This is a genomic window from Nonomuraea endophytica (assembly GCF_014203235.1).
GTDB lineage: Bacteria > Actinomycetota > Actinomycetes > Streptosporangiales > Streptosporangiaceae > Nonomuraea > Nonomuraea endophytica.
Window position 1 is genome coordinate 20877 of sequence record NZ_JACHIN010000032.1, and the last position, 24383, is coordinate 45259.

The following is a 24383-nucleotide window of genomic DNA, read 5'->3' on the forward strand; positions in this document are numbered from 1 at the left end:
CCCATGCCCATCCGGTACGCGCTGCCGCCCGACGCGGAGGCCATGGCCGAGGTCACCTGCGCCGCGTTCGCCAGGTTCCCGGACTTCGACGTCACCCCCGCCCAATCCGCCGCCAACTGGCGCAGGAACCTCGAAGCGGAGGCGGCAGAACGCCCTCGCCCCCACCACACCAGGATCGCCGAACTGCCGGACGGCACGGTCGTCGGCCTGGTCATGGGCGGCCCGGCGGACCCGAAGCTCGGCTGCGACGCCGAGATCTACGCCCTCGCGGTCCGCCCGGGTCACGAGGGCCGAGGCCACGGCCGTGCCCTGCTCAGGGCGTCGGCCGCCGACCTGGCCGCCGCCGGGTTCGGCTCGCTGGCGATCCGCGTCCGGGCCGGCAACGAACGCGCCCGCCGCTTCTACGAATCCCTCGGCGGAGTGGAAGCGGGCGAGGCGCCACCCGACGAGCTCGTCTACTCCTGGCCGGAGATAGGCGCGGCCGGCCGTCAGTAGGTCTCGAACTCGACGTCCACCGACGAGGCGCCCCGCAACGGCGCGACCTGCCCGGCCTCCTCCAGGATCGCCTTTCTGTCCCGAGCCGCCAGTGAGCCGAACGTTTTAACGGTGATGCTCAGCTTGCGGCCGCTCTTGCGCGGCCGCCAGATACCCGTGATCCGGCCGTTGACCAGGACCGTGCCCGGTTCGCCGACCGTCTTCCACACCTCCCGGTGGTGCTTCTTGTCGACCATCGTTTCGCGGTCGCGCATCTGGGTGTACGGGTCGCGAGGCGGCAGCAGGCGTACCCCCTGAGGCTTGGGAGCCGACCGCAGCGCGTCGAGGTCCTCGGCGAGAATCCACGACCTGCCGTTGAACTCGACCTGGGCCAGCTCGTCCTCGACCAGGCTCCACCAGGGATCGGTGTCACCGGCCTTGATCCCCAGCCACGCGGCGAAGTCCGCACGGGTGGACGGCCCGTAGCGGCGCAGGTAGCGGCGGAGCAGCTCGGCGCGCGCGACCTCGGGGTCGAGGTCCGGGATCGTACGGCCCAGCCACTCGCCGACCAGGACGAACGGCGCCTTGTTCCCGGCCCGCGGCGCGAAGCAGACGACACGCTGCAACGTGAGAATGCGGATGCAGAAATGCACGACGGCTTCACCGAGCGGCTGGCCGGCGGCGTAGGGGCCCTCCGCTTCCCAGCTGCCGCGTCGTTTCTTCGGCAGTTTGGGGGCGATCCGGGCGGCGAGTTCCGCGCCCAGCTCGTTGATGGCGAGCCGGCGCCCGGACAGCACGGCGTCGATCTCGGCGCCGGTCAGCTCGACCGCCTCGGTCAGGCTCATGCCGAGCTCGTCCAGCGCCTGCTCCACGCCGAGGATGAGATGAAGCTGTCCTTCCTCGGTCGGCGGCAGCACGCCGGTGGTGAACACCGGAGCGTCCGCGGTCGGGAAGTAGAACGGCGAGCCGCGCATGCACCAGCTCTGCAGCAGGCTCTTGTCCTCGGCGACCGCCTGCGTCACGTGCTCCGGCGTGAGGTTCTTCACCCTGGCGTGCAGGGCGAGCAGCGCCGACCCGGGCGGGCTGTTCTGGATCGCGCACCGGCCGGCCGCGTCGAGCAGCCCGTCTTCGGCCAGCCGTTCGGTGAGCAGGTGGGCGTGGAGGCGAAACGCGATGACGTCGTCTTTCGAGACCTTGTCAGCCACTGCCGCACACTATCGCGGCGGCTGGGGGATGCCGAGCCGGCTGTGGTCGCGCCGGTCGGGGCCGTGCCGGTCGGGGGTCGGGCCGCGATACTCAGTTGCCGCAGAGCGCGTTGTCGATCAGGCGGGCGGTGGCCTTGCTCTGCTCCGGCGTGCCCGGGTAGGTGGTGCGGGAGACGATCACGGTGGTGCGGCCGTCCTCGGTGGTCGCGTTGTCGGTGATGAACCCGGGTGTGCCGCCGGGGTGCGACCAGGCCGTGATCCCGCAGCTCAGCTTCTGCTTGGCCATGCCCAGGCCGAACTCCCTGCCCGGCGCGCCGACCGGGACCGTGGTGGTCATCTTCTTCAGCTGCCCGGGCGACAGCAGCCGGCCGCCCAGCAGCCCGCGCCAGAACCTGCTCAGGTCGGCGGTGGTGGTGATGGCCTCGCCGGCCGGGCCGGCCCAGCCGAGGCTGAGCTCGGTGGCGCGGAACGGGCGGGCGGTCTTGGCGTCGTCGGTGTAGCTCTGCGCGTGCGGCTTGGGCAGGCGCGGGGAGTCGCCGGGCAGGGTGGTGTTCCGCAGCCCCAGCGGGGTGATGATCCGGCGCTTCACCTCCTTGCGCCAGGAGTTCCCGGTGGCCCGCTCGATGATCTGCCCGGCCAGCACGTAGTTGATGTTGGAGTAGCTCCAGCGGGCGCCGGGCGCGAAGAGCGGGCGATGGCCGACGCTGAGGGCCACCAGCTTCCGCGGGCTCACGCGCAGGAACCGGTAGGCGCGGTAGCCCCGCTCGGTGCGCATCTTCATCTCGATGTCGCCCACGGAGTCGTGCAGGCCGCTGGTGTGCTGGAGCAGGTGTCTGACGGTGATCGCGTTTCCGTCGTTGCCGTTGCCGCGCACCTGCCCGGGAAGCCATCGCTCGACGCTGTCGCCGAGGGACAGGCGGCCCTCCGCCTCCAGTTGCAGGATCACGGCGGCGACGAAGGTCTTGGTGTTGCTGCCCATCCGGAAGTGGGCGTCGGTCGGGATCGGCACGTTACGGCCACGCACCGCCGTACCGGCGGCTGCGGCCAGGTCGCCGCGGGGTGAGACCACCCGGGCCTGCACGCCCAGCGTGCCGGCGGCGCGGATCGTGTCCAGATCCGCCTGCAGGGCGGTCCGGCCGTATCCGGGGGCCGCGTCGGCCTGACCCGCCGCGGTCGCGGCCAGGGCGACCAACGCCACGATCGCACTCTTCATCATCATCGGTTGCCTCCCGGCAGTTGGTTTCGGGCTGACCGGTCGCCGGCCCGAGCTTCGGTAGATAGGGGCCACCAGACGGCCCGGCCGAGCAGCGCGGCCAGTGCGGGGACCAGCACCAGCGACACGACGAGCGCGGAGAGCAGGATGCCGAGCGTCATCGCGAACGCGATCTGCTCGTTGCCCGGTGACGTGACGAGGCCGGCGAACGAGGCGGCCAGGACCAGGCCGGCCGTCGCGATGGCCGGTGTGGTGTGCCGTACGGCGCGGGCCACGGCGGCGCGAGCCGTACCGGATCGCCGCATCTCCTCGCGGATGCGGTCGGCGATCAGGATGTTGTAGTCGGTCCCCAGCGCCACCACGAACAGGAACAGCACCAGCGGCAGCGTGAAGCTGACGCCCGGCTCGCCCAGCACGTGCTGGAACAGCAGGGTGGCGGCGCCGAGGGTGGCGGCGAAGCCGAGCCCGACCGAGAGCATCAGGATCAGCGGCGCGAGCAGGCTGCGCAGGAGCAGCAGCAGGATCAGCGCGATCAGCGCCGCCGCGACCGGGAACACGATCGTGAGGTCGTGGTCGACGGCGGTCGAGATGTCAGCGACGATGGCCGGCGTTCCGCCGACGTGCGCTGTCACTCCGGCGGGGTTGTGCTCGGCGACCGTGGCCCGGATCGGTCCCGAGGCCAGGTCGCGGGCCTGCCTGCTCTGGGGGTCGGCGGTCGGGTAGAGGTCGATCCTGGCGGCGCTGCGGTCCTTGTTCAGGACGGTCGGTGCGGCCTGGCCCACGCCCTTGACCTCGGTGAGCGCGCGGGCGAGGCCGTCGAGCCGGTCGGCGGTGAGGGCGCGGCCGTCCTGGGCGGCGACGTAGACGGTGGTCGGGTCGGACACGCCGGCGGGCAGCGTACGGGAGATCTCGGCGGCGGTGGCCGCGGCGGGGGTCTGGGCACCGGAGCCGGCCTGGCCGTAGTCCATGTGGATGCCGATCAGCCCGGCGGCCAGGGCTGCGAGCAGGGCGAACGAGGCGGCCAGCATCGTCAGCGGCCGTCGCGTGACCAGCTCGCCCAGGCGGGCGGCCCGGCCTTCGCCCGGTTCGGGGCGCAGGGCCGTACGGGAGGGCCAGAACATCTTGCGCCCGGCGGCGGCGAGCAGGGCCGGCAGCAGGGTGAGGCTGCCGATCATCATCACCAGGACCGCGACGGCGATCGCCGGACCCATCGAGCGGAACTGCCCGAACGTCGCCAGGCCCAGCGTGGCGAACGCGGCCACGATGGTCAGCGCCGCCGAGGTGATCGCGCCGCCCACCCGGGCGGAGACCTGCGCGGCCGCCTCGCGGGCCGGCTGCTCCGGCCTGGCCCGCAGGTGCTCGCGGTAGCGGAACAACAGGAACAGCAGGTAGTCGATGCCGATGCCGAGCAGGACCACGTTGATCAGGCCAGGGGTGCTCGCGTCGAGCTTGAGCCCGGTGAGCATCGCGGCCCCCGCGACCGCCCCCGCCGCCACGAAGCCGATCAGGGCGACCGCGAGCAGCGGCAGCAGGGCCGCCAGCACGCTGCGGAACACCAGCACGTTGAGCAGGATGATCAGCCCCATGATGATGCCGCTGCCGACCGTGGTGACGAGCTTGCGGGAGTCGACGGTGTCGACGGTGTCGGCGAGCGCCCCGGTGAATCCGGTACGCATCCCCGCCTCGGCGAACCGTGTCTTGGCGGCGTCGCGGAAGGTCCGGTAGACGCCCTGGACGCCCTTGTCGGCGCGGTTGCCGACCAGTTCGACGGTGAGCAGGTGGAAGCTCCGGTCGGGTGCCGTCATCGCCGGGGCGATCCGCGGGGTCTGGGAGCGGTCGGGGATTAGGAACTGCTGCGGGCCGTCGTCCTCCCTGGGCATGGTCACCCGGTGCTTGGCCAGCTTCGCCGCCTCGGCCTCGACCCGCTGCTGGTCGGCGGCGGTCAGAGCCTTGCCGTCGGACCGGGCGACCAGCACGGTCACCGTGGTGGCGTCGGGATTCACCCCGAACCGCTCCTTGGCGATGTGCAGTGCGGCGGCGGAGTCGTAACCGCGGGGAAGGAAGTCCCCGGCCTGGTTCTGCGTGACGCGGTCGAACAGCGTCGGAGTCAGCGCGCTCAGCGCGACACCCAGCACCGCCCAGAGGGCGATGACCTTCCATGGGTGTTTGGTGGAGTACCCGGTCAGGGCGCGGATCACGATGTCCTCCGGCGGACGGAATGCGGATGTCTACCGGGGGCTCCCGGCCTGTATCCAGACCATCAGCAGGAGGGGCGCGGAACCTCGTGGCAGCGGATGATCCTGATCGGGGCCCAGGGGCCTTCCCGCCGCCCGCGACCAGGACCGTGGTCCTGGTCATCGCCGCCGCTGTGTAACCCTGGTCCGGGGACGGGACACAGGGGGAACACATGCTCAGGAGCCTGCGGGCCGGCGACGCCGAGCCGCCGTGGACGCGTAACGACGCGCTCGTGGCCGGCGGGGCCTGCGTGATGAACCTGCTCAGCTACGCGTTCTTCAACGCCCCCGACGGCCGGCACGCCGTCAGCGTGGCCGGGTTCCTCTTCGTCGCCCTGGCGGCCCTGCCGCTGCTCGCCCGCCGCAGCCACCCGGTGGCCGCGCTCACCGCCATCCTGGTGCTCGACTCGGCGGCCACCCTGATCGTGCCGCTGCCCAGGCACTTCGGCGCCGTCCTGGTGGTCGCCCTGTACTCGGTCGCCAGGGCCCGCCCCGGCCGGGTGACGGCGATCGCCGCCGTCGCGACGGTGGCGCTGACGCTGGCGACCCAGAGCGTCGCCCACCTTCCGACCTGGCAGGACGCCGTCGTCCCGCCGCTCACTACCTTGCTCGTCGTCGGCACCGCCATGGCGGTCAACCGCTGGCAGGCGGAGGTGGCGGCCAACCGCAGGCTCCTCGCCGACCGCGCCGTGGCCGACGAACGCCGCCGCATCGCACGGGAACTGCACGACATCGTGGCCCACCACATCACCACCATGCAGCTGATGTCCGGCGGTGCCCGCGCGAACCTCGCCGAACCGGAGGTGGTCAGGGACGCGCTGGTCACGCTGGAGGCGTCCGGGCGGCTGGCGCTGCGCGAGATGCGCCAGCTCCTCGCCGTGCTGCGCGACGGCGACGAACCGGAGGCCACGCCGTCGGCGCCCCAGCCGGGCGCCGACGACCTCGCCCGCCTGGTGGAGGAGTCGTGCCTGGCCGGACTGCCGACCGAGCTGAGCGTCCACGGGCCGCGGCGCACGTTGCCGCCGACCGTCGGCCTCACGGTGTTCAGGATCGCCCAGGAGGCCCTCACCAACGCCCGCAAGCACGCCGGTCCCGCCCGCGCGTCCGTCCAGCTGACCTACGACCGCGACCAGGTCACCGTCGAGGTGCGGGACGACGGCGGGGGAGCGCCGCCGCAGGAGGACCCGCCAGTCGGCGGATACGGCCTGATCGGCATGCGTGAGCGCGTCGCCCTGCACGGCGGCACCCTCAGCGCGGGCCCGCAGCCCGACGGCGGGTTCGCCGTGGTGGCCCGCCTGCCGCTGACCACGGACGAGTCCGACGAGGCGGCCGTCCAGCACGAGGAGGCGCGCCGATGATCCGGGTCATGATCGTGGACGACCAGTTGCTGGTACGGCGCGGCCTGTCGCTGATCCTGTCCCCGGACCCGTCGTTCGACGTGGTGGGCGAGGCCGAGGACGGCGCGCAGGCCGTCACCCTCGCTCAGCGGCTCCGCCCCGACGTCGTGGTGATGGACATCCGGATGCCCGTCCTGGACGGGGTGGCCGCGACCAAGGAACTCGCCGCCACCGTGCCCGGCAGCCGGGTCCTGGCCCTCAGCACCTTCGACATGGACGAGTACCTGGTGGGCGCCCTGCGCGCCGGAGCCTACGGCTTCCTCCCCAAGGACAGCTCCCCGGAGGAACTGAGCGCGGCGATCCGCACCGTCCACGCCGGCGAGGCCGCCGTCGCGCCGCGCCTGCTCACCCGGCTGATCGCCACCTACGTACGGGCGCCCCACGGCACCCGGCCGGCCACCAGGGGCCTGGGTGAGCTCACGCCCCGCGAGGTCGAGGTGTGGCGCCTGATGGCCACCGGCCTCGACAACACCGAGATCTCCGGGGTCCTCGACATCAGCCTGTCGACCGTCAAGAACTACATCACCAGCATCTTCGACAAGCTCTCCGTCCGCGACCGCGCCCAGGCGGTCATCGTGGCCTACGAATCGGGCTTGGTGACCGCCGGCGAGGAACACAAGCCATAAGAGCGGTCAGAGCGCCGCGCGCAGCAGGCCGGTGACCAGTGGGTGCGGGGCCTCGGGGCGGGAGCGGTTCTGCGGCACGAACAGCGTGGCCACGTAGTAGGGATGGCCGGGCAGCTCCAGCACGCGGGCCTCGCCGTCGCCGTCCACGCCGGTGACCCTGAAGCCGCCGTCGTGCAGGGTCGCCTGCCGGGCGGGGTCGATGCCGAAGTTGCAGTAATACTGCTCCTCCGCCTCGGTACGCCCGTACAGCGTGGCCACCTGGGAGCCGGGAGTCAGGGTGACCGACATCGTCTTGCCCACCAGGGAACATGCCAGCTCGGAGACGAACAGCGTGGAGGCGTACGGGTCGTACTCGGCGTGGTGGGCGTCGGCGTAGCCGAGCACGTTCCTGGCGTACTCGATGACCATGTGCTGGCTGCCCCCGCACGTGCCCAGGGTGGGCACGCCGTGCTCACGGCCGTGCCGCAGCGCGCCGAGCGCGCCCGCCAGGCTCTTGTACGGGCTGCCAGGCGCGCACCACAGCACGTCGGCCGCCTCGACCCCGGCCAGATCGGTTTCGAGCGGCTCGGTGGCCACCCACCGGATGTCCACCCCGACGCCGAGGTACGCGGCCGCGTGCTCCAGCGCGCCATTGGTGGCCTGGTGCGGCGGGAAGCTCGGATCGAGGTCGCCGATGATCGCGATGCGGAGAGGTCGGGTCATGGCCCCACTATGCGGGGCGCCGGGCCATGAGTGCCAATGTCAGACCGGCCATGGGGGATGAGCGCTCATTCATGGTCGTCCTGCTCCAGGAGGCTGCGCCAGCGGTTTGCGGACGCGATCGTGTCCTTGCTGACCTGTTCCAGGAACGCCCCCGTCTTGGCCAGCCGTCGTCCCACGGGGCTGTCGAGTCCGCAGGCCTCGGCCATGGCCATGGTGGCGCGCATGGTCGCGAGTGTCTGATGCCCGCTGGTCACGACCGCGTGGTACCAGGCGTCGTCGTCGATCACGTAGATGTCGCGGCGCCGTTGCGGGTCGCGCTCGCGCCGGACGAACCCGTTGTCGACCAGGGAGTTCACCGCCACGGACACCGAGGCCGGGCTGATCCGGAGCCTGCGGGTCAGCTCGGCGGCGGTGCGCCTGCCGTCCTCGGACAGCACCAGGTCGACGTGCACGCGCGCGGTCATCCGCGGCAGCCCCGCCCTGACCGCCATCTCGATGATCTCCTGTTCCAGCGCGCCGTCCGGTGCTCCCGTCGCGCGCGGGGGCGCGGGTGTGCCGCGCCTGGCCCGCTCGGCCGTCGCCTGGTGCGCCTGCTTGGGGCGGTAGCCGCCGGGGCCGCCGTTGCGCCCGACCTCCCGGCTGATCGTCGAGGTGGGGCGGTCGAGCCGCTTGGCGATCTGGGCGTAGGAGAGCCCGTCGGCGAGTCCGGTCGCGATGCGCTCGCGGTCCTGCTGGGTCAACCGTCCTCCTGGCATGCCGCCAGTATTGCCTTCGCGGCCATCCATTGCAACGTTCATTGCATTCGAGCGCAGCGTCATTGCACCGAAAATTCGGCATATGTCTGGGTAAAGACCACCGTATGGATTGACAGATCGTCTGAATGCAACGTAGCTTTCGAAGCATGGCAAACACGTACTATCGCGAGAAAGGGGACGAGCTGTGAGTGAAGCCGTCTACACCCTCCCGGCGATGCCGGCGGCGCGTCAGCCCGGCTGTCCCTTCGATCCGCCCAAGGAGCTGGTCGAGGCCCGCGACCATGGTCCGATCAGCCGCTTCACCTTCCCCGACGGGCACGAGGGCTGGCTGGTCACCGGCTACGACCTGGTCCGCGCGGTGCTGGCCGATCCTCGGTTCAGCTCGCGCAAGGAGCTCATGCGCCACCATCCGCTGATCGACTTCGGCGACGTCGAGGTGCCGCCCGCGCCGCCGGGTGAGTTCCTGCTGATGGACGATCCGCAGCACAGCAGGTATCGCAAGCCCCTTGCCGGCAAGTTCACGGTACGGCGGATGCGCCTGCTGACCGAGCGGATCGAGCAGGTCACCGCCGAGCACCTGGACGCCATGGAGAAGGCCGGATCGCCGACCGATCTGGTGACCGCGTTCGCCAAGCCCATCCCCGCTGTCATGATCTGCGAGCTGCTCGGCGTGCCTTATGCGGATCGGGGTTCTTTCCAGGGGAACGTCGAGAAGTTCCTGGACGGGGAGACTCCGGACGACGAGCTGATCGCGGCCTACACGGCTGTGCAGACGTATCTCGCCGAGCTGGTGGCGGCCAAGCGGGCCAACCCGACCGACGACGTCCTCAGCGACCTGCTCGACGGCGATCTGACCGATGAGGAGCTGCGGGGCGTCGCCCTGATCCTGCTGGTCGCCGGGCTGGACACGACCGCGAACATGCTCGCGCTGGGCACGTTCGCGCTGCTGCGGAACCCGGCCCAGCTCGCGGCGCTGCGGGCCGATCCCGCGCTGACCGAGCCGGCCGTGGAGGAACTGCTGCGGTATCTGACCGTGGGCAAGACGTTCATGCGGACGGCGCTGGAAGACGTCGAGCTGGGCGGGCACACCATCCCGGCGGGTTCCATGATGATCTGCTCCTATCACACGGCCAACCGCGACCCGGAGCGGTTCTCCGACCCGCACGTTCTGGATCTGCGCAGGCAGGATGGCGGACATCTGGCCTTCGGGCATGGGATCCACCAGTGCCTGGGGCAGCAACTGGCTCGGATTGAGATGCGGGTCGCGTTCGCCGCGCTGGTCAGGCGGTTCCCGACGTTGCGGCTGGCCGTACCGGCTGAGGAGGTTGCTCTGCGGCCGGAGACGGCCGATATCTTCGGGGTCAAGAGCCTCCCGGTCGCCTGGGACTAGCGACTTCCGGGGGGCGTGAATACAAAACGGGGGTACGGCGAAGTAGGCGTGTCCACGGAGTTTCTCCGAAAGGCAGGCATGCCACCTCCCCTTCCGTCGTCGGCTCCGCCAACCACCGAGACCGACGCACAGCTCATCGAGGCGTCGCTGAGCCGCCCCGAGCGGTTCGGCGCGCTGTTCGACCGATATCACCAGGCCATTCACCGCTACGCGCAGTTCCGTCTGGGCGAATCCGCGGCGGACGACCTCGCCGCGGAGACGTTCCTGCGCGCCTTCCACGGGCGCACGCGCTATGACCTCTCCCACCCCGACGCACGAGCCTGGCTGTACGGCATCGCCTCCAACCTGATCGCCGGCCACCGCCGGGCCGAGGCGCGCAGATATCGCGCCCTGGCCAGGAGCGCCGAGGTCACCGACGTGGTGAACCACGACGAGCACGTGGTCCAGCGGGTCTCGGCCGCCGTCATGCGGCCGAGCCTGGCCGCCGGGCTGGCGGCGCTCTCGCCCGCTGACCGGACCGTGCTTCTGCTGGTCGCCGGGGCCCAGCTCAGCTATGAGGAGATCGCCGAGGCGCTCGGCATCCCGCGGGGCACCGTCGGCTCGCGGCTCAACCGGGCACGCAGAAAGCTCCGCTCGTACGTCGGCATCGAGGAGTTGTCATGACGCAGGACCTGCAGGAGATCAAGTCGTCGTACGACGCGCTGCCCGGCCCCTCGGCCACGGCCACCGCCAGGGCGAGGGACCTGCTCACGGCGGGGCGCAAGCCGCGTACCGGCTATGCCAAGCACGCGCTCAGGGCGGGCACGGTCGGGCTGGCGGCGACCGTCGCCGCGGTCGCCTTCATGATCGGCCCCAACGGCGGCGCCACCCCCGCCAACGCGGCGGAGCTGCTCCAGCACGCGGCCACCGCGGCCGCCGGGCAGCCCGCGCCGCGGACCGGCCAGTTCGTCTATGTCAAGCGCCTGGAGCAGAACTGGATCCTCACGCTGAGCGAGACCGAGGGCACGGGCGAGCACACCCAGGAGGTCATCCGGGAGGCCTGGGTCTCCGCCACCGACCCCGGCAACGCGCTGACCCGCTCCACCTACGGCAAGCGGAGCATCCACAAGGGCCAGGTCCCCGCCGCGATGCCGACCCCGGGCACGGTCGACTACCAGACCGGGCGATGCGCGGCTGACGTGCTCCCGGAGGAGAACCTGCCCACCGACCCGGACGAACTCCTCGCCCGGGTACGCGCGGACGCCGAGACCTCCGTCAGGAACGAACGGCCGAAGCCCAGCGAGGACCAGGTCGGCCCACGAGTCGAGGTCACGGTGGCCTTCCGCCTGGTCAGCCTGGCCCAGAACCCCTTCCCCGGCGTCGGCATGCGCGAGGCGGTGTTCGGCGCGATGTCCAAGCTGCCGACCGCCACCATGCGCACCGATCTCACCGACCCGGCCGGGAGGCAGGGAATCGGCGCCTCGCTCAGGTATGACGGCCCGGACGGCTGGGAACGCACCGAATTGATCTTCGAGCCCGGCACCTATCGTTTCCTCGGCTGGCGGAATCTGACCGAGGCGCGGGACGGTGGCCCGGAGGTGCTGCGCGTGGCCACCGCGATGCTGGAAAGCAAGATCGTCGACACGATGCCGCACGCCCCGGAGGCGAGGGCCTGCTGACGCCCGAGGTCAGTCCTGGTCGAACGTGGCCCGGATGGCGGGCAGCCGGTCCAGCAACGTACGCACACCCAGCCGGTCGGCCGTGGCGGAGGCGTACACGAACTGCACGTCGACCCGCCACCCGCCGAACCCCAGCGGCAGGAGCGCCAGGTCACCGTCGCGCACCGACCGCGCCGCGACGAACCGGGGCACCACCGCGACGAACGCCGCGTCGAGCGCCATCCGCAGCGCGGTCGACGGCAGCCCGGTCGTGTGGATCGGGGCGTCGAGGCCGCGCCCGGGATGTTCGAGGGAGGCGGCGAGTTCCTGGGCGTCGCGGCCCCAGCGGTAGACGATGACGCCGGTCCTGGCGAGGTCGTCGATGCGCAGGCGGCGGCGACCGGCGAGCGGGTGGCCGGGACGGCAGACCGCGACCAGCGGGGACCGGCTGATCGGCTCGGAGCGCAACGCGCGCAGCGGCACCTTCGGCATCACGAATCCGGCGTGCACGCTGCCGTCGGCCAGGCGGCCGACGACCTCGCCGCTGTGCGCGACCCGGCAGTGCACGGTGATCGGCTTGCCGGCGACCGCCGCGAGCGCGGCGGGGAAGACGACGTCGCCGAGGCTCGCGGGCGCGGCGAGCACGAGCCGCTGGGTCTCGTGCGCCGTCACCGCGATGGCGGCCTCGTCGAGGAGGTCGAGGCAGCGCTGGGCGTAGTCGTTCAGGCGCTCGCCGGCTGGGGTGGTCGTGCTGCCGCGGGCGCTCCGGACGAGCAGCGGGGCGCCGAGCTTGCGTTCCAGGGCGGCGATCCGGACGCTGACCGACGGCATCGACAGCCGCAGTTCGGTGGCGGCGGCGCCGAGGCTTCCGGTGCGGACGACCGTGGTGAACACGACGAGATCCATCGTCTCGACCTTGTGTCCTGTGCCGTCGAAGCCAGGGAGGGGCATAGGCACAGACTAACCCTGGACCTCGACATTTCCGGTCTACCTATATAATTGGGTCATCGTCAATAGTTCAGGACATGTCTGAGACGCTGTCGGCCGTTTCGCCGGACGAGGATCTGCGCCTGCGGCGCGGCCTCGGCACCACGTCCCTCGCCCTGATCACCTTCTCCAGCGTCATCGGTTCCGGCTGGCTGCTCGCGCCGTACACCGCGGCCAAGGCGGCCGGACCCGCCGCCTTCCTGTCCTGGACGATCGCCTCGGTCGCCACCGCGCTGGTGTCGCTGGCCTTCATCGACCTCGCCTTCCGCCATCCGATGTCCGGCGGCAACGTCCGCTGGCCGCAACTGGCCTCGGGCCCGCTGGTCGGCGCCGTGGTCGGCTGGGCCGTGTTCCTGCAGGCGGTCAGTGCGGGCCCGAGCGAGTCGACGGCGGTCGTGCAGTACGCGGCCAAGTGGCTGCCGTGGGTGATGTCCGGCGAGTCGCTGAGCTGGCCGGGACGGCTGATCGCCGCCGGGCTGCTGGTGTTCTTCTGCGCGATCAACCTGTTCGGCATCAAACTGCTCGCCCGGGTCAACAACGTCGTCGCCACCATCAAGGTGGTGATCCCGGCGCTGACCGTGATCCTCTTACTGGCCAGCGGCTTCGACACGACCAACGTGGCGACCGGCGGCGGCGTCGCGCCCTACGGCGTCTCCGCGGCGCTCACCGCCGTGGTCGGCGGCGGCTTGGTCTACTCCTTCACCGGCATCAACGCCGCCGCGGTCATGTCCGGCGAGGCCAAGGACCCGCGCCGCACCGTGCCGAGGGCCACGCTGATCGTGCTGGCCGGCACGATCGTGCTCTACATGGGCCTGCAGGCCGTGATGATCTTCTCGCTGCCCAGCGGCCTGCTCGGCAGCGGCTGGCACGGGATCAACCTCAACTCGCCGCTCGCCTCGCTGGCGACCCTGCTCGGCCTGTCGTGGTTCGCCACCGTGCTGCTCGCCGACGCGATCTTCTCGCCCTCGGGCAGCCTGCTGATCGGCATCGGCGTCAAGGGCCGCTACACCTACGGCGCCGCGCAGAACGGGCTGCTGCCCGCCGCGCTGGCCAAGGTGGACGCGCGGTTCGGCATCCCGCGGCGCGCGCTGCTGCTCAACGTCGGCATCGGCTCGGTCATCGTGCTCACGTTCGGGAACTGGAAGTCCATCGCCAGCTCGCTCAGCTTCTACTACGGGCTCAGCTACGCGGCCGTCTCGGTCGCGGTGACCGTGCTGGCCGCCTCGACGCCGATGGAGAAGGGCTGGCTGCGCCGGTGGGCGATCCCGGTGGGATTCGCGTCGTTCGTCCTGTCCGGGCTCATCCTCTACTGGTCGACGTGGGAGAAGATCCGGGTGGCCGTGCCGTTGCTGCTGATCGGGTTCCTCATCTACCTGGTGCGGACCTCGAAACTGCGGGCGGTAGGTGGCTGGCTGGTGGGTTTCCTGGTCATGCTCGGCCTCCTGTCCGCGCTCGGCTCGTTCGGCGGGGCCGGTGTCGTCGCGGCGCCGTACGACTCGGTGCTCGTGGGTGTGCTCAGCGCGGGAATCTGGTGGCTCGCGCACCGATCGGGCCTGCGCCACCAGCGATCCCTGACCCCGCAAGAAGCTAGGAGCATGGTGTGACCGACCTCGACTGGGACGTTGAGCGATCCCGTGCGCGCCGGAACAAGCGCTGGTCGCAGTACGACCGGGACGTCATCGACCTCACCGTCGCCGAGATGGACCTGCCGGTCGCCGCGCCCATCCTCGCCGCCGTCCAGGACGACGTGCGGCGGCAGGCCTTCGGCTATCCGCTCGCCGACGAGCTGAGCGACGTCCCCCAGGCGGCCGGTGAGTGGCTCGCCGAGGAGCACGGGCTCACCGTCGCTCCCGACCGGGTACGGCTGCTGCCGGAGCTGATGCGCGGCATCATCATGTCGATCACCCATCTGACGAGGGCGGATTCGCCGGTGGTCGTGCCGACACCGGTCTACGGCCGGTTCTTCGACGCCATCCGGGTGGCCGGGCGCGAAGCCGTACAGGTGCCGATGTCCATGGGAGAGCGCGGCTACGAGCTCGACCTCGACGGCATCGAGCGGGCCCTGCGCGCGGGCGCGGGCAGCGTGCTGCTCTGCCACCCCGGCAACCCGACCGGCCGAATCCTCGACGTCGGGCCGCTGCGCGCGCTGGCCGCGCTCGCCGCGCGGCACGGCGCGAAGGTGATCAGCGACGAGATCCACGCGCCACTGCGCTACCAGCCCGGTTTCATCCCGTACGGCGCGCTCGACGCCAACGCCATCACCCTGATCAGCGCCACCAAGGCGTGGAACTTCCCCGGCCTGCGCTGCGGACTGATCGTCTTCGGCGACCCGGCCGACGCCCGCGTCTGGGCCGGGCTGCCGAGGGCGGCGGTCGGCGGCATGAGCCCGCTCGGCATGACGGCCACCGTCGCCGCGTTCCGCGAAGGGCGGCCGTGGCTACGCGAGGCCGTCCGCTTCCTGGACGGCAACCGCAAGCTCGTCACCGACGCGCTCGCCGATCTCGACATCGGCTACGTCGAACCGCAGGCGAGCTATCTCGCCTGGCTCGACCTGCGCCGATTCGGCCTCGCCGACCCCGCCGCCCACCTGCTGCGGGAGACCGGCGTCGCCACCGCCTCCGGCGCCGACCACGGATCGGCGGGCGACGGCTTCGTCCGCCTCAACTTCGCCACCCCGCCCGACGTGCTCACCGACGCCCTCGACCGGATCATCGCCCGTCTGCTTTAGGATGCCTATAACATCGGGATTTTATGAACATCCGAGAAGGGATCCGAGATGGCGACCCGGCACATCTACGCGGTGCGGCACGGCGCGGCCGACCCCTTCGGCGCACTGACCGACGTCGGCAGGCGGCAGACGGAGCTGCTGGCCGACCGGCTGGCCCGCCTGCCCATCGACGCCGTCTGGCATTCACCCCTGTCCAGGGCGGTGAGCTCGGCGGAGATCATCGGTGCGCGCCTGCCCGGGGTGCCGGTGGCGGAGGCGGAGGAGCTGGTGGACCACGTCCCCCACGTCCCGGCCGAGATGCCGCCCGCGTGGCGGGGGTTCTTCGACGGATACGACGCGAAGGAGGCGGCCGAGGGCGCGCGGCTCGCCGGCGCCCTGACCGGCCGGTTCGCCCACCCTTCCGCGGCCGAGACCCACGAGGTCCTGATCACGCACGCCTACCAGGTGGCCTGGCTGGTGCGCGACGCCCTCGACGCGCCGCCCGTGCGATGGCTGGGCCTGACCTGCGGCAACACGGCGCTCACCACGATCGAGTATCGCGACGGCGTGGGGCCGTCGGTGCTGTTGTACAACGACATGGGCCACCTCCCCGACGACCTGCGCTGGACCGGGTTCGGGCCCGGCGTCCGGCCCTGAGACCTAGGGGTCACGCAGCGCGGCGTGGGCGGCGATGAGGCGCCGGGCCTCGTCGCGCTCGGAACGCTCGCCCGACGCGTCATCCGCCCAGGCGAGCAGCCGGCGCAGGTGGGCGTCGGCCGTGTCCGTGGCGATGCGCGGGCTGCCGAGGGCGACCTCGCCGCCGGTCCCGTCGATGGTGACCAGCGCGCCCTCGCCGACGGTGCGGCCACCGGCGCTCAGTGAGCTGCCGTCGACGACCAGGTCGGCGATGCCGACGACGGCGGGTTTGCCCATTGCCCGCGCGACGACCGCTGCGTGGCTGGCCGGACCGCCGCGCGCGGTGACGATGCCCGCGGCGGCGGCGAGGCCGCGCATGTCGTTCGGGGACGTCTCCGGACGGACCAGGATGACCGGGCCGTCGGCGGCCATGCGCACCGCCGCGTCGGTCGTGGTCGCCACCTTGCCGACCGCGACGCCGGGGCAGGCTCCCACGCCTCTGGCCAGGATGTCGGCCTGCGCCGGTGCGGCGATGCGGGGGGTGCGTACGTGCTGGAGGTGTTGGGGTGAGACCCGCAGCAGCGCCTCGCCGCGGGTGATCAGCCGCGTGTCGGCGAGCTCGGTCGCGACGCGAACGGCGGCGCCGCCCACGAACCGGCCCGGCCGGACCTGCAGCAACCAGAGCTCACCGGCCTGGAAGGTGAACTCGACGTAGCACGCGTCGCGGTAGTGCCCCTCGACCCGGCGCAGCGCCTCGGTGAGCGCCGCCCAGACGGCCGGTTCGCGCTCGGCGAGTTCGCGCAGGGGCCGGGTCGGCGACCGGCCCGAGACGACGTCCTCGCCCTGGTGCCCGAACAGGACATCGCCGAACGGGACGTTCTCCCCGGTGTTGGGGTCGCGGCTGAAGGCGACTCCGGTGCCGCTGTGGTCGTCGCGGTTTCCGTACACCATCGCCTGGACGATCACGGCCGTGCCGAGATCGTGGGGGATGTCGTGCAGTTCACGGTACGTGCGTGCGCGCGGCGTCTCCCACGAGGAGAAGACGGTCTCGACCGCCAGCTCCAACTGCAGCGCCGCGTCGTCGGGGACGGCCCGCGCGGCGGCGAAGCCGGACAGGAACCGCTGCCGCGAGTCCTCAGCGAACCGGGCGTCGCCGGTCTCGGCGGCCAGTCCGGCCGCGGCCTCGGTCGTGAGGCCGAGGTTCAGGATCGTGGTCATCATGCCGGGCATCGACACGCTCGCCCCGGAACGCACCGACACGGCCAGCGGTGCCCGCGCCCCGCCGAACCTGCGCCCCGTCGCGGCCTCCAGGCCGGTCATGGCGTGCGCGAGCTCCCCGGCCAGCCCGTCGGGAAGACGGCCTTCGCGAAGATGGGCCCGGCAGGCGTCGGTGGTGACGACGAACCCGGGGGGCACCGGCAGGCCCAGGCGATGCAGCACCACGAGACCTCGCGCCTTGGCCCCCACGTCCCGCGCGCTCTCCTCGCTCCGCGCGGACAGCGGCCGGACCCATCTCACCATCGGGTGATCCCGAGCGTCGCGAGCAGGTCTTCGTGCAGCTCGGCCCAGACGGTGTGGTACGACGTGGTGTGGTCGGCCAGGTACTCCAGCTCGCCCGCCCTGGCGCGGCCGAGTGTCTCCCTGAGGCGCACGCGGTAGCGGCCGAAGCGCGGCAGCGCCGCGGTCAGCTCGGCGCAGACCGCAGCGGCGCGCTGGTCCAGGTCGGAGAACCGGTCGAGGACCCGGGCGTCGTACGACTGGTCGCGATGGTCGTTGACGGCCAGGACGCCGTCCACGGGGCGCATCTGCCAGGCCGTGCAGAGGTCGAGCAGCTCCGGATTGAGCACCAGGAAACGCTCGAAGGCCGCGGCGATCGCGGGGCGGGCGCCGCCGGACTCCAGCTCATCGGTGATCCACTCGGCGTCGGTGGCCCGGCCGGCCTCGGTCAGGCCCCACGCGCCCATCGAATGCGTGACGAGCCCGGCGACCGCGAGGTCGATCAGCTCGGACTCGACCGCGGCCTCGTCCAGGCCGGTCGCCGCGGACACCCGCGCGAGACCGGAATGTCCGCCGCAGCGCAAGGTGTGAAGCACCAGCAGGTCGGTGCGGATCATGTCGTGGCCTTTCGCGACGTGGGGTGGTCGGCGGCCGCGTGGGCGGCGCCCCGCCCAGCGGCGCGGGCGACGATCAGGCCGTCCCGGACGCGGACGGCGGCTTCGGTGTCGAGGCCGGTCTCGGCCAGCCCGACGGCGGCCGCGACGGTCCCGTCGTCGACGACCACCCGCAGGCGCGCCCAGGCGGCGGGCGGGAAGACGCGCCGCAGGCAGCCGGCGAGGTCGCTGATCCTGAGCCGCACGAGCGCACCGGTCTCGGCGAGGTCGCCGGGGACGACCGCCACCGTGACCCGCTCGCCCGGCCCCGCCGCCCGGACGGCCTCCTCGGCCGCGGACACGCGGTGCGCCCCCAGCACGGCCACCACACCGTCGGCGCCGAGGTCGACACGGTCACCGGTGATCAGATCCGGCAACCCCTCCGGCGGGGTCCAAGCGTCCCGGCACGGTACGGCCGGCGTCACGAACGGCAGATGCGGCGGCGCCCAGGTGTCGGCCAGGTCGAGCCCGGCCAGATGCTCACAGGCCCGCGCCCGGTCGAAGGGGTCGCCGAATCCCGGGGCCATCTCGGCGAGGAGACCGGCGCCGCCCAGCAACGTCAGCACGAGCTCGGCCAGCCGTACCTGCCGGGACGGGGAGCAGGTCTCCAGCCCCATGGCCAGCAGCAACGCCTCCAACTGGGCGAGCTGCGCCAGCGTGGTACGGCTCCGCTCGTCCTCGACGATGCCGGCCAGCGAGCGCAGTTGCAGCCGCCCGCCCGACGCGGTGTCGTCGACCAGCGGCAGCCGTTCCAGCCAGGTCCTGGCGAACGTGCCCAGCGCCTCGGCCGCCGACTCCGGCGGCTCGGCGGGCTCGGCCGTTTCCGCCTTCTCCACCATCTCGCCGAGCACGGCCAGATACAGGGCCCGTTTGCTGGGGAAGTTCGAGTACACAGCGCCCCGGGTGAGCTCCGCCCGCTCGGCGATCCGGTCGACGTTGGCCAGGACGTAGCCCTGCTCGATGAACTCCTGCCTCGCCGCCGTCAGCACCGATGCCCGTGTACGCGCCTGCTGCTGGACCCGCGTCAGCCGCACCATCGCCGCTCCTTCTCTCCGTGGTGCAGCCAGGATACTCACAAAATCCGGATGACGTCGCCATCTGAATTCTGTGTGATAGGTACTTCGGCATGGAGTTCTTCTGTTATCACCGGGATCGCGCAGACTCAGGCGCGCTGCGCGACGAACTGCTGGAAGCGCACTGGTCCTACATGGACGGGTACGAGAAGGAACTGATCGCCCGTGGCCCGACCTTCGTCAGCGGCACCGAGACGGCCAGCGGCAGCGTCCACATCGTCGACCTGCCGGACACCGCGGCCGCGCGGGCGTTCGCCTTCGACGAGCCCAACTACCAGGCCGGTGTGTACCGCGACGTGATGGTGCGCCGGTGGCGCAACGTGCTGGGGCGCACCATGTGGGAGTTTCCCGGCGGCCGGGAAGGCGGCAACCGGTACCTGGTGATCGGTCTCGGCTCCGGGGAGCCCGCCGACCTGGCCCCTTCCGGCCTCGACGAGCTGATCGCCTACGGGCCGCTGCTGTCAGACGACGGCGCCACCTGGGTGGGTACGGCGCTGCTGATCCGGGCGGCGGACCCGGATGCGGCGGGCGCCGTACTGACCCGGGAGCGGTACGCCGACGTCGAGGTCCACGAGTGGGAGCCCGGCGGCCGGCGGTAGCCGCTACGGGCGCACGTTGTGGTTGCCCGCGAACAGGTTGCCGGGGTCGTGGTCCCGCTTGACCGCCGCCAGCCGCTCGTACGTCTCCTTCGGGTAGATCGCGGCGACGTCCTCCTCGGTGGCGGAGGCGAGGAAGTTGGCGTACGCGCCGCTGACGTGCGGAGCGAGCCGCTCCCAGATCGCGTCCCAGGCGGGACGGCCGGCGTCGAGGACCGGCTTGGGGCCGCCGGTGAGGGTCACGAACATCAGCTCCGCCCGGCGGTGCGCGTAGGCGGTGGCGTCGTCGGCCACGCGCGCCACCGCGCCGCCGACGGCGCGCACGACGATGAGCGGCGAGCCCTGCGACGTCCCGGCCTCGGTCAGGATCCGCAGGGCCGCGGGCACCGACTCCTTCTCGACGAACGCGCCGCGGGTGACGAGCTGGATGCCGGGCGGCGGGGTCCCGCCGTCCACCAGGACGTCCGCGTAGGGCATCAGCGCGACGGTGTCGCCGATCACCGTGCCGAGCCGCCGGATCGGGTCGATCGCCGCCGCGGCGAGGTCCGGGTCGTCGCCGTCGAAGGCGACGGAGACCTCGACCGGCGCCTCGTGGCCACCGGTGCCCGGATTGGCCATGCTCACGAGGGACGTGAGCTCCTCGGGCGCGTCACGGAGATAGTCCGCCCAGCCCTGGAGCACGGCGGCGGCCTCCGCGGCGGGGAAGGAGATCGCGCCGAAGAACACCTCCGTCGTCCGGTGCGCCGCGAACTCGAAGGCGGTCACGATCCCGAAGTTGCCGCCGCCGCCGCGCAGCGCCCAGAACAGCTCCGGGTTCTCCAGCTCACTGGCCCGCACGATCTCGCCTGCGGCCGTGACCAGCTCGGCGGCGACCAGGTTGTCCAGGGCCAGGCCGTACTTCCTGACCTTCCAGCCGATGCCGCCGGTCAGCGTCAGCCCGCCGACCCCCACGCTCTTGGTGTCGCCCGAGGAGATCGCCAGGTGGTGCGGGGCCAGCGTCGCCGCGGCCTGGCCCCAGGTGGCGCCGCCGCCGATCCGGACGAGGTGGCGATCGGGGTCGATGATCTCCACGTCGGCCAGCATGCTCAGGTCGATCACGACGCCGCCGTCGTTGGTGCCGAAGCCCGCGAAGCTGTGGCCGCCGCCGCGTACGGACAGGGTGAGGCCCTTGCCCGCGGCGAACCTCACGCCGGCCTGCACGTCCGCGACGCTCTTGGGCCGCAGCACGTAAGCCGGACTGCCCGCGGCCAGTAGTGAGCGGCCTGCCGACTCGTACTCCGGCGCGCCCGGCTCGATGATGTCGCCGCCGAAATCCAGCACTGAACTCATGACGTTCTCCTGCGTTTGGGTGGGTTACGCACTGTATGACCAAAAGATGCCGCCAATTCGCATTCTGTGACGGCATGGGTGTGTGACATACGCCATACGGGCTCAGCGCCGCAGGCTGGTCTCCTGCTCCAGGTGGGAGAGCTTCTCGGGGTTACGGACGGCGTACAGGCCGGTGATGAGACCGTCGTCGATGCGGAGCGCGAGGACGGTGTCGATCTCGCCGTTCATGCGGAAGATGAGCGCCGGGTGGCCGTTGACCTGCGACGGCCGCAACGCCGCGACATCGCCGAACCTGCTCGCCCCGGCCAGCAGGGCGGCCACGTTCTCGGCGCCCACGACCGGCTCCAGCACGGCCTGGACGACTCCGCCGCCGTCGCCCAGCAGCACGACGTCCGGCGCGAGGACGTCGAGCAGGCGTTGCAGGTCGCCGGTCGCGACCGCCCGCTGGAACGCCTTGAGCGCGTCCTGGGTCTCGGCCGGGGAGACCCGTCCCCTCGGCCGCCGGGCCGCCACGTGGGTCCGCGCCCGGTGGGCGATCTGGCGGACCGCCACCTGGGTCTTGTCGACGGCCTCGGCGATCTCGTCGTAGTCCAGGCCGAACACCTCGCGCAGCACGAACACCGCGCGCTCGGTCGGCGTCAGCGTCTCCAGCACCAGCAGCATCGCCATCGAGACGCTGTCGGCCAGTTCGACGTCCTCGGCCACGTCGGGCGCGGTCAGCAGCGGCTCCGGCAGCCACTGCCCGACGTAGGACTCCCGGCGCCGGCCGAGCGCGCGCAGCCGGGTGAGCGCCTGGCGCGTGGTGATCCGCACCAGGTACGCCCGCCGGTCCCGGACCTCGTCAAGGTCGACTCCTGCCCACTTGAGCCAGGTCTCCTGCAGCACGTCCTCGGCGTCGGCGGCGGAGCCGAGCATCTCGTAGGCGACGGTGAACAGCAGATTGCGGTGCGTCACGAACGCCTCGGTCGCCGCTTCACTCATGACTGCCCCCACCTGTTCTTTCCCGGCCATCCGTACGTGCACAAGACGCCCGTGCCCACTCACTTGTGACGTGGCGTACGTCACACCTGTCCGCCGACCTGGCCCGCTAGGGTCGGCCACGTGCCCCTGATCTCCATCGTCACGCCCAGCTACAACCCGGTACCCGACCATCTCCTCGCGGCCTACGAGTCCGTCCGTTCGCAACGCCTGCCGGACGGCTGGGACCTCGAATGGGTCATCCAGGAGGACGGCTCCACGGGCGCGGCGATGGAGATCCTGCCACCCGACCCCATCGTCACGTTCGCGACGGGACGGCGGGGCGGGGTCGCGCTGACGCGCAATCTCGCGCTCGCCCGGTCCGGGGGCGAGCTGATCAAGAACCTCGACCATGACGACGTGCTCATGCCGGACGTGCTGATGAGGGACATCGGCGTGCTGGCGGCGGACCCGCTCGTGCAATGGACGACCTCCCGGGTCCTGGACTTACTTCCCGACGGTTCCACGGTCGCGTTCGCCAGCGATCCGCCCGGCGGGCGGCTGGAGCCCGGCTTCGTCTACGACCACTGGCGCGCCAACAACTACCGGCTCCCCGTGCACCCCACGACGATCTGCGTCCGGCGCGAACTGGCGGTCGCCCTGGGCGGGTGGATGGGCATCCCCGGCTCCGACGACACCGGCCTGCTGGTGCCGGCCAGCGTGATCAGCCACGGCTGGTTCCACAGCGAGGTCGGCCTGCTCTACCGCAAGTGGCCGGGACAGGAGACCGCGCGGACGGAACATTACGCGGCGCTCGAATGGGACCTGCGCATGCGCCTGGTCGCCGAACGCGCCGAGGCGGTACGCGCCCTGTGGCCCCAGGTCACCACCTGATCAGCGGCTCCCGAGCCCGGAACGGAGACGTCCCGGCTGGGTGGCGATCCAGTTCAGGGCTCTGAGGCCGGGCATGAAGAGGTATTCGCCACCTCGCACCGTGACGAAGCGCGGCAGGCCGGTGAGGCGTCTGCGTAGCGGGTGGGCGGGGATGGTGTGGATGCCGGTTCCGTCGTTGGCGCCGACCAGTGGGTCCTTCTCCTGGCCCAGGCCGGTGAAGTCGCCGTTGTTGATCCATACCTGCTGGATGAACTCGAACTGCCGGGTCAGGCTGGCGCCCATGAAGATGAAGATCAGGCCGCGTTCGACGCCGTCGTCGCCGTTCTCGCCCTCGGGGAGGGGCGGGCCGTAGAGGGCGCCGCGCCGTACCATGCGGTGGATTTGGGCGTCGACGATCGTGCCGGTCAGGGAGTCGCGGGGGTTCACGCGGCGGATGTGGGCGCCCCGGGGGACGCGCAGGCCGTCGGGGTCGGTGGCGTTGTAGGTGAAGTCGTTGTTGCGGTGGGGGTCGGCGCCCAGGGCGGGGTCGTCGTGGTCGGGGGTCAGGGCAAGGGGGGCGCCGCTGCGCCAGCGGCCGACGATTTTCGCGGCCAGCAACTCCTCGTCCTCCGGTGAGCGGGCGTGCTCCTTCAGGTAGCGACGGAACTCCGCCACGTGCGTGGCGCACTGGCGGAGGGCGACGAAGGTGCCGTTGCGGGTGAGGATCTCCGGCTCGGGCAGCGGGGACACCTGGCCGGACTCGTCCCGGTAGCCGAGGATGAACTCGCCGGGCATCACGTGGTCCTGGCCGGGCAGGGCGTCGATGCCACTGCCGATGATGTACGGCCCGCCGATCCCCTCCCGGAACCCGAAGTGCTCCTTGCCGTCCGGCGGCAGGTGGACGTCGCGCCGGTACACCTGAGAGACGCCCTTGAAGTCGCCCGCCAGCGCGAGCGGTCGTTCGAGGTCCGCCTCTTCCGCGGCGATGATCACGATGCCGATGTGCACGTCGCCGGTCCCCCAGGGGGATTCCCAGCGCGTGGGGTCGCTGTCGCCCACGTCGCCCAGGACGTCCTTGCGCGCGGCCATGCCCTCCCGGAACTCCTGGGGGAAGGACTCGTGGGGCACGCCCAGCGTCTCCAGCCCGGTGCGGGTGAAGGCGATGTTGAAGGTGAAGGGGCGCGGCAGGTCCATGTGCGCGGCCGAGGTCACCGAGCCGAGTACGTCGCGGAGCGCCTGCTTGGCCGCCGCCGCGTCGTCGATCCTGAACAGCAGGAACGCCCCCAGGTACGCGGCCGGTCCCGGCCTCAGCACCGTTCCCTGGATGTCGCCGAGTTCGAGCCGGATCTCGCTCACTGGTGCACCATCCTCTTGTCGGTAGCCGTGAGGCTGCTGATGCACCCGAGGTGCCGCCGGGTCATCGCCCCGCTCGCTCGACGCGT

23 protein-coding genes are annotated in these 24383 nt (G+C 71.7%); 11 read left to right on the top strand and 12 right to left on the bottom strand.

All coding sequences use genetic code 11. The annotated features are described in order from the left end of the window. Nucleotides 1-3: 3 nt before the first annotated feature. A complete protein-coding gene (locus tag HNR40_RS52680; protein WP_184976361.1) occupies nt 4-495 on the top strand; it encodes a GNAT family N-acetyltransferase in 492 nt (163 codons plus the stop codon). Here the strand turns inward: HNR40_RS52680 and HNR40_RS52685 are convergent. The 3 genes from HNR40_RS52685 to HNR40_RS52695 form a co-directional block, all read right to left on the bottom strand. Beyond that, nucleotides 489-1679: a winged helix DNA-binding domain-containing protein gene (locus HNR40_RS52685; RefSeq protein WP_184976363.1), complete on the bottom strand. Its 1191-nt coding sequence runs from the start codon at nt 1677-1679 to the stop codon at nt 489-491. The two genes, HNR40_RS52680 and HNR40_RS52685, sit on opposite strands and share 7 nt — an antisense overlap. A gap of 91 nt (nt 1680-1770) precedes the next feature. Continuing rightward, nucleotides 1771-2898 carry a serine hydrolase domain-containing protein gene (locus HNR40_RS52690; protein WP_184976365.1) on the bottom strand — a complete coding sequence of 376 codons (1128 nt, stop codon included), beginning with the start codon at nt 2896-2898 and terminating at the stop codon, nt 1771-1773. Next, the gene (locus HNR40_RS52695; protein ID WP_184976367.1) at nt 2895-5090 is read right to left on the bottom strand and encodes an MMPL family transporter; all 2196 of its coding nucleotides are present in this window, start codon (nt 5088-5090) and stop codon (nt 2895-2897) included. Before HNR40_RS52695 ends, HNR40_RS52690 begins: the two co-directional genes overlap by 4 nt. Before the next feature lie 209 nt (nt 5091-5299). On the opposite strand from HNR40_RS52695, the gene HNR40_RS52700 reads away from it, so the two are divergent. After that, on the top strand, nt 5300-6484 hold the full coding sequence (locus HNR40_RS52700) for a sensor histidine kinase (protein WP_184976369.1): 1185 nt from the start codon (nt 5300-5302) through the stop codon (nt 6482-6484). Beyond that, nucleotides 6481-7149 carry a response regulator gene (locus HNR40_RS52705; RefSeq protein WP_184976371.1) on the top strand — a complete coding sequence of 223 codons (669 nt, stop codon included), beginning with the start codon at nt 6481-6483 and terminating at the stop codon, nt 7147-7149. Before HNR40_RS52700 ends, HNR40_RS52705 begins: the two co-directional genes overlap by 4 nt. Before the next feature lie 6 nt (nt 7150-7155). Here the strand turns inward: HNR40_RS52705 and HNR40_RS52710 are convergent, their stop codons facing one another. Together HNR40_RS52710 and HNR40_RS58095 are read right to left on the bottom strand one after the other, a co-directional pair. Further along, nucleotides 7156-7851: a CTP synthase C-terminal region-related (seleno)protein gene (locus HNR40_RS52710; protein ID WP_184976373.1), complete on the bottom strand. Its 696-nt coding sequence runs from the start codon at nt 7849-7851 to the stop codon at nt 7156-7158. A gap of 65 nt (nt 7852-7916) precedes the next feature. Beyond that, nucleotides 7917-8591 carry a GbsR/MarR family transcriptional regulator gene (locus HNR40_RS58095; protein WP_184976375.1) on the bottom strand — a complete coding sequence of 225 codons (675 nt, stop codon included), beginning with the start codon at nt 8589-8591 and terminating at the stop codon, nt 7917-7919. Nucleotides 8592-8820: 229 nt separating this feature from the next. On the opposite strand from HNR40_RS58095, the gene HNR40_RS52720 reads away from it, so the two are divergent. From HNR40_RS52720 to HNR40_RS52730, 3 genes are all read left to right on the top strand, one after another. Then, a complete protein-coding gene (locus HNR40_RS52720) occupies nt 8821-9996 on the top strand; it encodes a cytochrome P450 (protein WP_221341918.1) in 1176 nt (391 codons plus the stop codon). A gap of 78 nt (nt 9997-10074) precedes the next feature. Then, on the top strand, nt 10075-10659 hold the full coding sequence (locus tag HNR40_RS52725; RefSeq protein WP_184976379.1) for an RNA polymerase sigma factor: 585 nt from the start codon (nt 10075-10077) through the stop codon (nt 10657-10659). Next, nucleotides 10656-11654 (top strand): CU044_5270 family protein, encoded by a 999-nt coding sequence (locus tag HNR40_RS52730; protein ID WP_184976381.1) that lies wholly within the window; start codon nt 10656-10658, stop codon nt 11652-11654. The genes HNR40_RS52725 and HNR40_RS52730 overlap by 4 nt, the downstream gene beginning before the upstream one ends. Nucleotides 11655-11663: 9 nt before the next feature. On the opposite strand, the gene HNR40_RS52735 is transcribed toward HNR40_RS52730, so the two are convergent. After that, complete coding sequence (locus HNR40_RS52735; protein WP_184976383.1) at nt 11664-12584, bottom strand: LysR family transcriptional regulator; 921 nt, start codon at nt 12582-12584, stop codon at nt 11664-11666. Between the two features lie 74 nt (nt 12585-12658). Between HNR40_RS52735 and HNR40_RS52740 the strand changes: the two genes are divergently transcribed. From HNR40_RS52740 to HNR40_RS52750, 3 genes are read left to right on the top strand one after another with little or no spacing between them, the layout of a single operon-like run. Then, nucleotides 12659-14224, top strand: a complete 1566-nt coding sequence (locus HNR40_RS52740) for an APC family permease (protein WP_184976385.1) — start codon at nt 12659-12661, stop codon at nt 14222-14224. Then, entirely contained in the window at nt 14221-15348 is a 1128-nt protein-coding gene (locus HNR40_RS52745; RefSeq protein WP_184976387.1) for a MalY/PatB family protein, read from the top strand. The genes HNR40_RS52740 and HNR40_RS52745 overlap by 4 nt, the downstream gene beginning before the upstream one ends. A 48-nt stretch (nt 15349-15396) precedes the next feature. Continuing rightward, nucleotides 15397-15984, top strand: a complete 588-nt coding sequence (locus HNR40_RS52750) for a histidine phosphatase family protein (protein WP_184976389.1) — start codon at nt 15397-15399, stop codon at nt 15982-15984. 3 nt (nt 15985-15987) lie between these two features. On the opposite strand, the gene HNR40_RS52755 is transcribed toward HNR40_RS52750, so the two are convergent. Genes HNR40_RS52755 through HNR40_RS52765 form a run of 3 tightly spaced genes read right to left on the bottom strand, consistent with a single transcriptional unit; the run spans nt 15988 to nt 19150 of the window. Next, nucleotides 15988-17484: a pyruvate, phosphate dikinase gene (locus HNR40_RS52755; protein ID WP_184976391.1), complete on the bottom strand. Its 1497-nt coding sequence runs from the start codon at nt 17482-17484 to the stop codon at nt 15988-15990. Beyond that, the gene (locus tag HNR40_RS52760) at nt 17478-18077 is read right to left on the bottom strand and encodes a transcriptional regulator (protein ID WP_184976393.1); all 600 of its coding nucleotides are present in this window, start codon (nt 18075-18077) and stop codon (nt 17478-17480) included. The genes HNR40_RS52755 and HNR40_RS52760 overlap by 7 nt, the downstream gene beginning before the upstream one ends. Next, complete coding sequence (locus HNR40_RS52765) at nt 18074-19150, bottom strand: TetR/AcrR family transcriptional regulator (protein ID WP_184976395.1); 1077 nt, start codon at nt 19148-19150, stop codon at nt 18074-18076. Before HNR40_RS52765 ends, HNR40_RS52760 begins: the two co-directional genes overlap by 4 nt. An 89-nt stretch (nt 19151-19239) precedes the next feature. Here HNR40_RS52765 and HNR40_RS52770 point away from each other — a divergent pair, with 89 nt between their 5' ends. Next, nucleotides 19240-19785 carry a YciI family protein gene (locus tag HNR40_RS52770; RefSeq protein WP_184976397.1) on the top strand — a complete coding sequence of 182 codons (546 nt, stop codon included), beginning with the start codon at nt 19240-19242 and terminating at the stop codon, nt 19783-19785. 3 nt (nt 19786-19788) lie between these two features. Here HNR40_RS52770 and HNR40_RS52775 read toward each other — a convergent pair whose 3' ends face one another. Further along, complete coding sequence (locus HNR40_RS52775) at nt 19789-21111, bottom strand: FAD-binding oxidoreductase (RefSeq protein WP_184976399.1); 1323 nt, start codon at nt 21109-21111, stop codon at nt 19789-19791. A gap of 102 nt (nt 21112-21213) precedes the next feature. Beyond that, nucleotides 21214-22092, bottom strand: coding sequence for an RNA polymerase sigma-70 factor (locus HNR40_RS52780; protein WP_246510900.1), 879 nt, complete (start codon nt 22090-22092; stop codon nt 21214-21216). A gap of 120 nt (nt 22093-22212) precedes the next feature. On the opposite strand from HNR40_RS52780, the gene HNR40_RS52785 reads away from it, so the two are divergent. After that, the gene (locus tag HNR40_RS52785; RefSeq protein ID WP_184976403.1) at nt 22213-22962 is read left to right on the top strand and encodes a glycosyltransferase family 2 protein; all 750 of its coding nucleotides are present in this window, start codon (nt 22213-22215) and stop codon (nt 22960-22962) included. On the opposite strand, the gene HNR40_RS52790 is transcribed toward HNR40_RS52785, so the two are convergent. After that, nucleotides 22963-24297: a Dyp-type peroxidase gene (locus HNR40_RS52790; protein WP_184976405.1), complete on the bottom strand. Its 1335-nt coding sequence runs from the start codon at nt 24295-24297 to the stop codon at nt 22963-22965. It abuts the gene before it with no gap. Between the last annotated feature and the right edge of the window lie 86 nt (nt 24298-24383).

Excerpts from the sequence above, each read along its gene's own strand:
- HNR40_RS52680 (WP_184976361.1), top strand. The coding sequence starts at position 4 with ATGCCCATCCGGTACGCGCTGCCGCCCGACGCGGAGGCCATGGCCGAG.
- HNR40_RS52690 (WP_184976365.1), bottom strand. The coding sequence starts at position 2,898 with ATGATGATGAAGAGTGCGATCGTGGCGTTGGTCGCCCTGGCCGCGACC.
- HNR40_RS52700 (WP_184976369.1), top strand. The coding sequence starts at position 5,300 with ATGCTCAGGAGCCTGCGGGCCGGCGACGCCGAGCCGCCGTGGACGCGT.
- HNR40_RS52705 (WP_184976371.1), top strand. The coding sequence starts at position 6,481 with ATGATCCGGGTCATGATCGTGGACGACCAGTTGCTGGTACGGCGCGGC.
- HNR40_RS52710 (WP_184976373.1), bottom strand. The coding sequence starts at position 7,851 with ATGACCCGACCTCTCCGCATCGCGATCATCGGCGACCTCGATCCGAGC.
- HNR40_RS52720 (WP_221341918.1), top strand. The coding sequence starts at position 8,821 with ATGCCGGCGGCGCGTCAGCCCGGCTGTCCCTTCGATCCGCCCAAGGAG.
- HNR40_RS52725 (WP_184976379.1), top strand. The coding sequence starts at position 10,075 with ATGCCACCTCCCCTTCCGTCGTCGGCTCCGCCAACCACCGAGACCGAC.
- HNR40_RS52730 (WP_184976381.1), top strand. The coding sequence starts at position 10,656 with ATGACGCAGGACCTGCAGGAGATCAAGTCGTCGTACGACGCGCTGCCC.
- HNR40_RS52735 (WP_184976383.1), bottom strand. The coding sequence starts at position 12,584 with ATGCCCCTCCCTGGCTTCGACGGCACAGGACACAAGGTCGAGACGATG.
- HNR40_RS52740 (WP_184976385.1), top strand. The coding sequence starts at position 12,659 with ATGTCTGAGACGCTGTCGGCCGTTTCGCCGGACGAGGATCTGCGCCTG.
- HNR40_RS52750 (WP_184976389.1), top strand. The coding sequence starts at position 15,397 with ATGGCGACCCGGCACATCTACGCGGTGCGGCACGGCGCGGCCGACCCC.
- HNR40_RS52755 (WP_184976391.1), bottom strand. The coding sequence starts at position 17,484 with ATGGTGAGATGGGTCCGGCCGCTGTCCGCGCGGAGCGAGGAGAGCGCG.
- HNR40_RS52760 (WP_184976393.1), bottom strand. The coding sequence starts at position 18,077 with ATGATCCGCACCGACCTGCTGGTGCTTCACACCTTGCGCTGCGGCGGA.
- HNR40_RS52765 (WP_184976395.1), bottom strand. The coding sequence starts at position 19,150 with ATGGTGCGGCTGACGCGGGTCCAGCAGCAGGCGCGTACACGGGCATCG.
- HNR40_RS52770 (WP_184976397.1), top strand. The coding sequence starts at position 19,240 with ATGGAGTTCTTCTGTTATCACCGGGATCGCGCAGACTCAGGCGCGCTG.
- HNR40_RS52775 (WP_184976399.1), bottom strand. The coding sequence starts at position 21,111 with ATGAGTTCAGTGCTGGATTTCGGCGGCGACATCATCGAGCCGGGCGCG.
- HNR40_RS52780 (WP_246510900.1), bottom strand. The coding sequence starts at position 22,092 with ATGAGTGAAGCGGCGACCGAGGCGTTCGTGACGCACCGCAATCTGCTG.